Origin of the sequence: Streptomyces sp. C1-1 (genome assembly GCF_050214755.1) — a bacterium.
GTDB lineage: Bacteria > Actinomycetota > Actinomycetes > Streptomycetales > Streptomycetaceae > Streptomyces.
In genome coordinates this window covers 153,907-165,046 of sequence record NZ_CP189826.1, presented here as the reverse complement: position 1 = coordinate 165,046, position 11,140 = coordinate 153,907, and the positions used below count along the sequence as shown (strand labels likewise).

The 11,140-nt window shown below is 68.1% G+C and carries 8 protein-coding genes and 2 pseudogenes; 1 reads left to right on the top strand and 9 read right to left on the bottom strand.

The genetic code is table 11. The features are described 5' to 3' along the window. Nucleotides 1–15 precede the first annotated feature (15 nt). The 9 genes and pseudogenes from ACQF4J_RS00810 to ACQF4J_RS00770 form a co-directional block, all read right to left on the bottom strand. Entirely contained in the window at nucleotides 16–630 is a 615-nt protein-coding gene (locus ACQF4J_RS00810) for a hypothetical protein (RefSeq protein ID WP_427164181.1), read from the bottom strand. Further along, nucleotides 627–1,214 carry an RNA polymerase sigma factor gene (locus ACQF4J_RS00805; RefSeq protein ID WP_351583873.1) on the bottom strand — a complete coding sequence of 196 codons (588 nt, stop codon included), beginning with the start codon at nucleotides 1,212–1,214 and terminating at the stop codon, nucleotides 627–629. Before ACQF4J_RS00805 ends, ACQF4J_RS00810 begins: the two co-directional genes overlap by 4 nt. A 725-nt stretch (nucleotides 1,215–1,939) precedes the next feature. Continuing rightward, a complete protein-coding gene (locus ACQF4J_RS00800) occupies nucleotides 1,940–3,238 on the bottom strand; it encodes a Tn3 family transposase (protein WP_427164179.1) in 1,299 nt (432 codons plus the stop codon). Then, entirely contained in the window at nucleotides 3,183–4,607 is a 1,425-nt protein-coding gene (locus tag ACQF4J_RS00795; RefSeq protein ID WP_427164178.1) for a DUF4158 domain-containing protein, read from the bottom strand. Before ACQF4J_RS00795 ends, ACQF4J_RS00800 begins: the two co-directional genes overlap by 56 nt. 304 nt (nucleotides 4,608–4,911) lie before the next feature. Continuing rightward, nucleotides 4,912–6,660 (bottom strand): cytochrome c oxidase subunit I, encoded by a 1,749-nt coding sequence (gene ctaD / locus ACQF4J_RS00790; RefSeq protein ID WP_427164177.1) that lies wholly within the window; start codon nucleotides 6,658–6,660, stop codon nucleotides 4,912–4,914. Between the two features lie 141 nt (nucleotides 6,661–6,801). After that, nucleotides 6,802–7,229, bottom strand: a pseudogene (locus ACQF4J_RS00785) (hypothetical protein). Nucleotides 7,230–7,650: 421 nt separating this feature from the next. Then, nucleotides 7,651–7,974 carry a hypothetical protein gene (locus ACQF4J_RS00780; protein WP_427164176.1) on the bottom strand — a complete coding sequence of 108 codons (324 nt, stop codon included), beginning with the start codon at nucleotides 7,972–7,974 and terminating at the stop codon, nucleotides 7,651–7,653. A gap of 562 nt (nucleotides 7,975–8,536) precedes the next feature. Then, a complete protein-coding gene (locus ACQF4J_RS00775) occupies nucleotides 8,537–9,034 on the bottom strand; it encodes a VOC family protein (protein ID WP_427164175.1) in 498 nt (165 codons plus the stop codon). A 437-nt stretch (nucleotides 9,035–9,471) separates the two neighbouring features. Next, complete coding sequence (locus tag ACQF4J_RS00770; protein ID WP_427164174.1) at nucleotides 9,472–9,762, bottom strand: glycoside hydrolase family 15 protein; 291 nt, start codon at nucleotides 9,760–9,762, stop codon at nucleotides 9,472–9,474. 254 nt (nucleotides 9,763–10,016) lie between these two features. Between ACQF4J_RS00770 and tal the strand changes: the two are divergent. Continuing rightward, a pseudogene (gene tal / locus ACQF4J_RS00765) lies at nucleotides 10,017–11,138 on the top strand (transaldolase). Nucleotides 11,139–11,140: the final 2 nt, after the last annotated feature.

The window sequence follows — 11,140 nt, the reverse complement described above, 5'->3', positions numbered from 1 at the left end:
CGACCCCAGTCAGCCTCAACCGCCTGCCACGGGCCTGGAGCCGATGGCAGCGCAGGCCGCCTTCTTTGTGGGGTAGCCGTCCGCCGGGTAGATCACCGGCCCGCCGAGTTCCGCATGGTCGTCGGTGGCTGAGGACTCGCCGCTGTCGGGCTGCGCGTTGGGGAAATAGCAGGCCGCGAACCGGGTCGGCCTGGGGGTCCGTGGCACTGTGCCCTGTGCGGGCTGGTTCCACATCCGGTCCCAGGCCGCCGCGCAGGAACGCGCCGCGTCCTGCGGATCGAAATTCTTCATGTCTTTGAGCGGCAGCTGGCTCAGGTCTGCCTCGGGCGACAGCGTGCGGGCGCACATGACGTTGCGCCCGTCCTCGCCCCAGGGCCCGAATGTCGCTACGGCTGCCGTGGTGGCGCCCCCGAGGAGGGCGGCTGTGACCGCCCCTACCATGAGCAGGTGCCGACGCCTCCCGGAACCGGCCGTGGCAGGCGGCTGCTCGGTGAGTCTCAGGATCTCCTGCAGGACGGCCTGGCCGTCGGCGGAGACCGCCCATCCTTCGGTGCCGTCGCCGGTGGGGCGTAGGGCACGGACGGCGGTGAGGTCGGGCGCCTGGCTGTGCTTGGTGACGGTCTGCTTCATGCTGACTCCCGTTGGGTGAAGTGGGGCTGGGCAAGAGCGCCATGGACCGGCTGTGCATGGCCTGCACGGGGCAGCGCTGCCCTGAACCGTTTGCGCGCCCGGTGTAGGCGCACAGCGAAGGCAGTGGCCGTGCAGCCTGCGACCACGGCCGCCTGCTTGGCCGTCAAGCCGTACCAGGCGCTCAGCACGAGTACTTCCCGGTCCTGTTCGGAAAGCGCCGACAGCGCGGCGGCCACCTCGGCACGCGTCCCTATCGCGTCCCCGATCTCCGCAGCCCCTGTCCGGTCGGCCATCACCGCCAAGCGCTCGGTCAGTGCGCGGTGCCGCTGGTCGGACCGCACGCGGTTGGCGAGCAGCCGCCGGGCCGAGGCGAGCAGCCACGGCAGGGCATCGTCGGGTACGGACCCGGACTTGCGCCAGGCCAGCACGAAGGTCTCCGAGAGGATGTCCTGTGCTGTCTCCCGGTCCGTACGGTGCAGCAGATACGCCAGTACCCGATCAGCATGAGCCGTATAGAGAGCCTCCAGGGCCAGGTGTCCGGCCGGGTCCCCGTACTCCCCGGCGGTTGTTCGTCGTCGTCTCACAGCACCTCCATGTTCCGTCCATCAACGGCCGTCAACCGGGAGATGTACGGCCGAGCCGGATCTCTTACAGCCTCTGGCGCTTCAGGTTCGGGCCGTCTCGGCAGGCGTGACACGGAGCACGAGCCTGCCGTGAGTACACACCCCGCGCGAGTCGCCCGTGTGCGATCGCCACCGGCTCCAGAGCGAAGGGCTCACCACCTCGCCCACCACCCATGGCCTGACCCTTGAGAGGTGCTCGCCAGGCGCCCTGCCCCACAGGCCCGGGGAAGATTCTGTTCGCGTTCTTTGCCGCGACGGCGGAGACCAAGCGGGTGCCCTGGAACTGTCCGGCGAGGGTCACCCGAGCCGACATGGCTGATTTCGGCCCGCCGCGATCGCCGATCGCATCGAGACGGCCCCGGTGCACCGCCGACGCGGCCTGGGCCGCGCCATGATGGGCACTCCGGCGGAGGCCGCCGTGGTCCAGGGCGCCCGTACCGGTCTTCTCATCGCCAGTGAGGAAGGGCAGCGCCTCTACTCCTTCCTCGGCTGGCACCACGAAGCCGACGTCCTGATTGCCCGGGGCCGGTGGTTCCCTCCAACAGGTAGGACTGGCTCACTCCGGCCGATCCACCCTTGCCTACGGCGTACTCATGCGGACTGCGCCGAGCGAAGATGCCCAGATTTACTGCGATCGCCTGTTCCGGTCGTACTCCGGTTGGCCGCCGATCTCGGCCGCCCCACTGTCAGAGACCACCCGCAGGAAGGTGAACCGCGCTGTCGTACGGGCCGGGCAGGATGTGGAGGGTGGCGGTGTCGTAGTCGCCGAAGCGCAGCACGTTGTCCCTGCGGTGCGGGCTGAGCGCGGCGATGTCGTCGGGGTTTACCTCCCGGCCTTGGTCGGCCATCTGGCGCAGTGTGTCGGTCATGTCGACGGTGGTGGAGAAGATGATGCTGTTGGCCATCAGGTCGAGGAACTTGACGGCTTTCTCCTGGAGTTCGGGATCGCGGGAGCGCAGGTAGCCGTCCCCGCCGAAGTGCAGCCATTTCGTGTACCCGTTGTATGCCTCGGCCTTGTTCGTCGCCCTGGTGATCTGTTCCCGCAGCTGTGGGTCCGACAGGTCGATGCCGAGCAGGTGGGCGAGCCCGAAGACCGGGAAGGACTGCCCCTGGGTGTCGGCGTGTACGGTGCCCGGCCTGACCTCCGACTCGTTCGCGAGCAGCGCGTCGATGAGGTAGACGGCCTCCCACACCCCACATGGGATGAACCGGGAGAAGAGCGCGACGTAGGTGTCGGAGACCAAGTGGTGCGCGATTCCGCCGTAGCCGCCGTAACGGATAGAGGTCTCGGCGAGGAGGTTGTCGATGACGGTGTCCATCATGGTGCCGTCCACCGCGGCCACCGACGCGTCACCCCACGCCGCGGTCAGGTCCAGGCCGGCGTGGGCGTTGACGACGTCGGCCCCGTACCTGTTGAGAACCGGGATGGTGAAGTGGCGCTTGGCGATCGCGCCGAGTTCGTGCGCGGCCACGCTGCCCCGCATGTGGCGCACCGCCTGGGCGGGGCCGAGCCCGGAGCCGTAGACGAAGGCGCTGGTCACGTAGCGCGGCAGGGGCTCCTTCAGCTTCGGCTCGCTGCCCGAGCGTGGGCCGGGCCGTTTCCACCAGTCCGTCCAGTGCGCCGCCCGCGCCAGATGTTCCAGCACGCTGCGGGCGGGAAGCCGCTCGGAGAGAGCTTCTTCCAGCTTCTCCGCGGAGGCAGTGCGCTCACCTGCTCTGCGTACGGCGAGGGAGGGGACGCCGGTGACCGGGTCGATGGTGAGGTCCTTGTTGTCCGGATACCCGGCGTCCACGGTTTCGGCGATCGTGGTGAGCCGCTCGCGCAGCCGAACGGTGAACTCGCTCGCGGTGGCCGGGAGGCCGGCCTGCTCGCAGAAGCCCGCGAGCTTGGGCTCGCACTGATCCCAGGGCAGGAGCATGCGGGTCCAGTCACCGTAGTCCTCGGCGCCGATCACGGCGACATCGCCGCAGCGCAGTTCCTCCACGAGGCAGGCGTACACCATTGCCTCGAATGACGGCGGACCAGCATCCCCGGCTGCTCACGGGGAGTAGACGGTCTTCAGCCACATCTTCGGCGCGAACGACAGGTCCAGCCGTACCGACCCCCCGTTCTCGTCCCTGCGGGTGGGATGCCTGTCCGCCACAAGGGGCCGGGTGAGGTGCTGGTGAGCGAGGACGTGGTCCAGCGCATCCAGCACACTGCGGTCGGTCGAGGTCGCGGTGAACGACAGACGGCGGGCGATCTGGAACATGGTCGGCCGGTCCGGCTTGAAGAAGCGCTCCACCAGTGCCGCGTAGTTGCTGCCCCGGTAGGCGTCCAGGGCCTCCAGCTCCGCCAGCTGGGCGTCGAACCCGCCCGCCGTCTCGATCGCAGCCCGGGCGCTTCAGCGCCAGCAGGTCATCCAGCGACGCCTCACCCTCCCACCCGCCTGAAGCGGCCTCGCCACTGCCGCGCAGGGCGGTCAGTACATCCCGGAAGGTGGCCAGGAGTTGCTCGGTAGTCTCCTTCTGCCGCTTCTCGATCTCCAGCAGCTCTTCCTGGGCCCGCTTGAGGTGCCGGGACATGCGCTTGGAGAGCATCACCACGGTCTCGTCCCGCACCGCCGCTTGCACCTGCGCGAGCAGACACACGGTCAGCGCGGTGCGGCGGGGCTCGGCGATGTCCTTCATCTCGCCCACCGACAGCACCCTCGCCTGCTCGGCCAGCGCGGCCACCTTCGCCGGCGGTGTTCTCCCCACCCAGAAGACGGCATCCCCCAGCCCGTCCACCCTCTCCATCCGCTCCGCATGGGCCCTGAACCGCGACCAGGTCGCCCGCCGGGCGGGCTGCTTGACCCACGCGAACAGGCTCCGGTACTCGCCCTCGACGACTTCCAGCATGCCCGCGACACGCTCCCGCGCCGCGTCACTCATGCGCGCGACGATCGCCTCGCACCGCGAGGCTTCCACCTCGGAACGGATACGGGCAGCCATCCGGTCCAGGGTGGAGAACGCCGGCAGCTCCAGCCGCTCCTTCTGCCGGACCAGCTCCTCCAGCGCTACGTTCACCAGGTCCGCGGTATGCGCCTTCACCGGCGCCGCCGCCCGCATCGCCGCCTCCGCGACCGCGCGGGCCTCGCCCGGCTTGTGCTTCAGCTCCAGGCGTTCACGTACGGCCGACCGATAGCGTTCCTCGCTCCGCTCGGAGTCCACCTCTGGCACCGTCCCCGCAGCGAGCCCCGCCTGATCGCGCACGTGGGCCACGACCACCTCGGGTATCTCCCCGAGCTTGGGTACACGGCCCAGCCGCGCCGCGGACTTCAGCATCACCAGCAAGCGCCAAGACCCGGCCCGGGCGGTCATGCGTACGCTCACGAGCCCACGTCACCTCCTCCGCCGACGGCGTGAAGAACTCCCGCAACTCCCGTTCCGAGGTCAGCCTCTTGAACCTCGGATACGCCGTCCGCTCCAGCGACGCCACACCAACCGCCCCACGCCCGACCGCCTGACAGCGGCCACCATAAACAGCGACGATCCCGGCAGCGGAGGCCAGGGCCAGATCATGGAGCGTACGCACACTCACCGTATTCAAGCGTCACGCTCTGCCATGGAGTGGCGGCTTTTACGCTTATCTCCTCCGCCCACCCTGTTGGTTGTCCATCTGCGTACCGCCTCCGCCTCAGTCCTTGGCACCGTCGTCCTGGCCAGCGGTGCCTGCGTGGGCTGAGCCGTCCCGGGCGTCGGCGTACCGATCCCGGTTTTCGGCCTGCTCCAGGGCGGCGATGCCAGGGTGATGAAGGTCGAAGGAAGGCGACTCGCTGCGGATCTTCGGCAGGGTGAGGAAGTTGTGCCGCGGCGGCGGGCAGGATGTCGCCCACTCCAGCGAACGGCCATAGCCCCACGGATCGTCGACCTTGACCGCCTGGCCGTGCTTGGCGGTCTTCCAGACGTTGTAGAGGAAGGGAAGCGTGGACAGACCCAGCAGGAAGGCGCCGATCGTGGAGATCGTATTGAGCGCGGTGAAGCCGTCGGTGGCGAGGTAGTCGGCGTAGCGGCGTGGCATGCCTTCCGCGCCCAGCCAGTGCTGGACGAGGAACGTCGTGTGGAAGCCGACGAAGAGCGTCCAGAAGTGGATCTTCCCGAGCCGCTCGTCGAGCATCTTCCCGGTGAACTTCGGCCACCAGAAATAGAACCCGGAGAACATCGCGAACACCACGGTGCCGAAGACCACGTAGTGGAAGTGAGCCACCACGAAGTACGAGTCAGTGACGTGGAAGTCCAGCGGCGGGGAGGCCAGGATGACGCCCGTCAACCCGCCGAAGAGGAAGGTGACCAGGAAACCGAGCGCCCACAGCATGGGCGTCTCGAAACTGAGACTGCCCTTCCACATGGTGCCGGTCCAGTTGAAGAACTTCACCCCGGTCGGCACCGCGATCAGGTACGACATGAAGGCGAAGAACGGCAGCAGCACCCCGCCGGTGGCGAACATGTGGTGCGCCCATACCGTGACCGACAGGCCGGCGATCGCGATCGTCGCACCGATCAGGCCCACGTAGCCGAACATCGGCTTGCGGGCGAAGACGGGAATGACTTCGGAGATGATGCCGAAGAACGGCAGCGCGATGATGTACACCTCGGGATGGCCGAAGAACCAGAACAGGTGCTGCCACAGCAGTGCTCCGCCGTTGGCCGCGTCGAATACCTGAGCGCCGAATTTCCGGTCCGCCTCCAGGGCCAGGAGTGCGGCTGCCAGGACGGGAAAGGCGATCAGTACCAGAACGCCGGTGAGCAGCACGTTCCAGCAGAAGATCGGCATGCGGAACATGGTCATGCCCGGGGCGCGCATACAGATGATGGTGGTGATGAAGTTGACCGAGCCGAGGATGGTGCCGAAGCCGGACAGGGCCAAGCCCATGATCCACATGTCGGCGCCGATGCCCGGTGAGCGCACCGCGCTGTTCAGTGGCGCGTAGGCGAACCAGCCGAAGTCGGCCGCGCCCTGCGGCGTGAGGAAGCCACCGACCGCGATCAGCGAGCCGAGCAGGTACAGCCAGTAGGCCAGCATGTTCAGCCGCGGGAAGGCCACGTCCGGCGCGCCGATCTGCAGCGGCATGATCCAGTTGGCGAAACCGGCGAACAACGGCGTCGCGAACATCAGCAGCATGATCGTTCCGTGCATCGTGAACGCCTGGTTGAACTGCTCGTTCGACATGATCTGCAGACCCGGCCGGGCGAGTTCGGCGCGCATCAGCAGCGCCATCACGCCGCCGATGAGGAAGAACGCGAACGATGTCGTGATGTACAGCGTTCCGATTCTCTTGTGGTCCGTGGTGGTCGCCCAGCTGACCACGATGCTTCCGGCGCTGGGGGGCCGGGCATTCAACGCTGCGGCTGCCGCCGCTTCTCCGGCGTCAGGTGTCGCACTCATGGCGGCTCTCCTCGGATCGTGTGGTCACTTACCGGGCGAACTACTACAGATACCGCAGTATCTATACCGGGCCAGATCGGGACAATGCGCCGCAGTTTACCGAGAGGGTCCGGTTGTGCGTGCATCGGCGTTGCGGGCCGGTCACACCGCAAGAACGCTGATGCCGAGGCCAAACAGGAGCAGCACCTTGGCAGCCTCGGCGATCACGTACTGCAGAGGGCCGCGCGAGCGTGGAAGGTCCTCGCCGGCCAGTACTCGGTCGGACCGCCGGTTGAGCCGCGGGCGGATCACAGCCAGCCGCGCGAGGAGCAGGGCCGCCAGGACGACGGTCAGCAGAGTGACCACCGCCGGTGCGTTTGCCACCACGATCACGACGACCACCACGCCGCCGGTGCCGTCTCGGCGATGTTCAGCGCCTGGAAGACGAGTCGCCCGATGCCCGGCCCGATAGGGACGGTCACACCGGGGGCGCGGAACTTCAGCGGCGCCTCCAGGAAGGAGATGGCCAGCATCATCCCGAGCCATACGAAGGCCGCCGCACCCGCTACGGCTGCTGACGTGGCGTTCATCGATATACCGCCTTTCTCCTACGGATCACTGCGCATGCACACGCCGTCAGGCGACGGGCCAGGAAGCCAGGCGACCGGCGAATTCCGGCGGTGGGGCCACCGCCATGAGCGATGCCGGCTCCGTGCCGGGATGTGCAAGGCTCACGCCTCCCCGGTGGCGATGTGCGTGGTTGAACCGGCGCACAGCGTCTGCCTCGTTCCGTCGTGACTGAGCTCGACTGAGCAAACAGGGGATCGGCACAATCGGTGAGGCGCCGTGGTCGTGTTCGGCATGCTGCCGCTCGCGGGAAGTTCCACGTGGACAACAGCCGGTTGATCGGAGATGTCGGGACTGGTGAGTGCTTGCACGAGCCCGTTCGGAAGGGGCGCCCAGCAACAGGCACTCGTGCTGATCTCAGCGGTGCATGGTGTTTTCCTCGCTTCACGGTGCGACAGAGTCGGCGGGCGGCGAGGGGGCCAGATGGGCGAGGCAGGAGTCCGGTTCGGCGAACGGTTCCAGACGCTCCGCCGCCATCGGTGCCCGCAGCTCGGCCAACGCCCCCTGGATCAGCCCCAGATGCACGGAGCAGACAAGCTGCCCGTGCTCCTGGGCAAGTTCGAGGAAGGGGCAGTGTCGCAGCCGGATCTGCTCCGGCGCCCCGCCGTCGCCGCCTCCTTCCGGCGTGGATGAGAAGCCGAGATCGTCCAGCAGTGCGGTTAGCCGGATCGCCGACTCCTCGGCCGTGGGACGGTGGAAGGGCGGCACGGGGTCGATCAGGAAGCGGCCCCACGCACGGCCGGCCTCTATGGCGGCCTTGTGTGCGTTGTCGGATCCGGTCGACGCCAGGTGGCTGAGCAGGATCTGGGCCAGCAGGCGGTCTTCGGGTGCCTCCGCGGTCCATCCCCGGCTGAGGCGCGTAGACGGTGCGAGGCCGGCCAGGGCCTGCGGGCTGTTCGAGCTGCCGCTCGATATGGCCCTCGGCGACCAGTGCGTCCAGATGGAAGCGCACGGTGTTGGGGTGGACGCGCGGACATCTTCGCCCGGCTTCCGTCCACCTTGGCACCAGCCCGGGAACCGAACCCGGCCTGGTCCGGGGACCCTGCAGGCCACGTCTCGGCGTCCAGACCGGTGTCGTGGGTCTCAACCTTCCAGCCCCTACGCATCGGCTTGGCCGTCCGGTCCGCAGGACGGCCTTGAGGAGCTCGCCCACCATGAGGATGGCCGGACCATGTCGGCGGCCTCTTTGGCGACGTCGGTGCCGGTCCCGCCCATCGCGACACCGATGTGGCCGTTGCTTGTGTGCCACCGAGAGTTCTCCTGGTGGGCGTCATACGTAGTAGCGAGCGATGATCTCGAGCCGCGCCACTTCGTCGGGTCCTGGATAGGCCACCAGCACGGGCAGGCCGCTGGGATCCCGGCCCTCGATGAGGGTGAAGCCGTCCCCGTGCCGGGTGCCGACACGGTCGGAGCGGGCTCTGAGCACGCGCTCGCACCGCTGGAAGTCGTCGGGTCCGTCCGCCGTCCAGATGACGTACTGCGCGCCGACGTGGCCCACCGGGTGTATCGCCTTCGGGCCCACGGTGCGCAGATACACCTGGAAGCCGCCCTGGCCCACGAGCAGCGCGGCCGTGGCGGTGCGGACCGTGACTTCCATCTTCAGTAGCTCCTGGTAGAAGTCCGCTGATTCGTCGTGGTCGTGGACGAAGAGCACGACCGAGGCCAGCCGCGGCCCGTATGAATCCGGTCCGGTAGCGGTTGGCTCCGAAGTAGCCGAAGGAGGTGCAGAGCGAGGGCCGGAACGTCGGGATTCATGTGGATGTGCCATGAAGACCCTCCACCTTCGACCGCTATACGAGGTTCGTGTGCAGTTCCCGGTCGTTTTCCCACGCTACCCGGCATGCGCAGGGCGACGTCGGGGGCGCTGGTCTGTGAGGTGCCCACGCGGGGATGGATGAGGGGCAGCAGGATGTTGACCAGGGCGGTGGCGGCGAACAGGCCGTGGACGAGGCCGAAGACGCATCCGAGCCACCAACTGCTGTAGCCGATGGCGGTGAAGACGGCGTAGTAGAGCAGGGCGAAGATCTGCCCGTTGACGAAGTGCGCGCCGTAGCCGAGGGCCTTGGCGCGGGCGGTCGCTGGTCAAGGCGGTGCCGAGCAGGAAGGGCAAGTCGATGCGGGTGAAATTGAGGGCGTTGGCTGCGCACAGGCCCGTGGTCAGGACCAGAGTGCCGGCGAATCCGCCTGCCAGGGCCGCCCAGATACTCATTGCGTGGCCTCCCCGATCGCGCAGGCTGCGCTGATCAGGGCCAGATGAGGCAGGTCCTGGGGCAGGTTGCCGAGGAACGCGCCGGTCGTTGGGTCGATTTCCTCGCTGTAGAGGCCAACGTCGTTGCCGAGCGCCACGAGCTGCTCCATGAGAGACACGGCCTCGTCGGCGCGGCCGCATCGGGCGAGGGCTTCGGCGAGCCAGAAGGAGCAGGCGAGGAACGCGCCCTCGCTGCCGGCGACGCCGTCGGCGCCGAGGTAGCGGTGGACGTAGGGGCCGTCCTGCAATGCCGGCTGGACGGCGGTGAGGGTTCACGTTTCCGGCCGGCCCCGGAAACGGGAGGCAGTCGTATGCGTGCCGGTGTGGACACCGAACAGGGCGCATGGGTAGCCCAGCGGCTTGGCCTGTCGGCCTGGCCCGGTGTGCGGGTGCGGGCCACTGGCCTTCCAGAGACGATGGAGCGACAGGCAGGCTCTGGTCCGGGCTGCGGATGAGCAGCGGGAAGCCCGTCCGCTTGGCGTGCGGGAGGAGCGGCAGCGTCATGAATCCGTTGAACAAACTGAGTGATGCCGGAGTGTCGATCTGGCTGGACGATCTCAGCCGGGAGCGGCTGGTGTCCGGCAGTCTGGCCGACCTGGTCGCGCGCGACCGGGTCGTGGGGGTGACCACCAATCCGACGATCTTCGCCAAGGCCATCACGAGCGGCGACGCGTACGACGCACAGATCCGTGACCTGGCCGCCCGCGGAGTCGGAGTCGGTGAGGCGCTTCGGGCGCTGACCACCACCGACGTCCGGTGGGCCTGCGACGTGCTGCGTCCGGTCTACGATGCGACGGACGGCGTCGACGGACGGGTCTCCATCGAGGTCGACCCCCGGCTCGCGCACGACACCGCGGCGACCATCGCGGAGGCGCGGGCGCTGTGATGGCTGGTCGACCGGCCCAACCTGTTCGTGAAGATCCCGGCCGCCCGGCAGGGCCTGCCGGCGATCGCCGCGTGTCTGGCCGAGGGCATCAGTATCAATGTCACGTTGATCTTCTCCCCGGCCCGCTACGACGAGGTCATGGATGCCTTCCTCGACGGGATAGAAGGCGCCCGCGATGCGGGTCGGGAGCTGTCCGGGATCGGCTCGGTGGCTTCGTTTTTCGTCTCTCGCGTCGACGCCGAGGCAGACGCACGCCTGCACAAGACCCACACTGCGCAGGCGGCCGCGCTGCTCGGCCATTTGGCGATCGCCAACGCACGGCTGGCCTACCAGCACTACGAGCGGGTTCTCTCCTCACCCCGCTGGCAAGCCCTTCGGGGGGCGGGAGCCCATCCGCAGCGTCCGCTGTGGGCTTCGACCTCCGTCAAGGACCCCAGCTACCCCGACACCCGCTACGTGACCGAACTGGTCGCGCCCGGCGTGGTGAACACCATGCCCGAGGCCACCTTGCGCGCGGTCGCCGATCACGGCGAGGTGCCAGCCGACTCGGTACGCGGCCACTACGACGACGCCGAGCGGGTACTCCTTGAGTTGCGGTCAGTCGGCGTGGACTACGTCGACCTTGTGCAGACCCTTGAGGACGAGGGCGTGTCCAAGTTCGACGCCAGCTGGGAGCAGCTCTCTCGGCAGCTCGCCGAAACTCTCAGCATCGTACGGCCAGCGCGGACCAGGGGCTGATC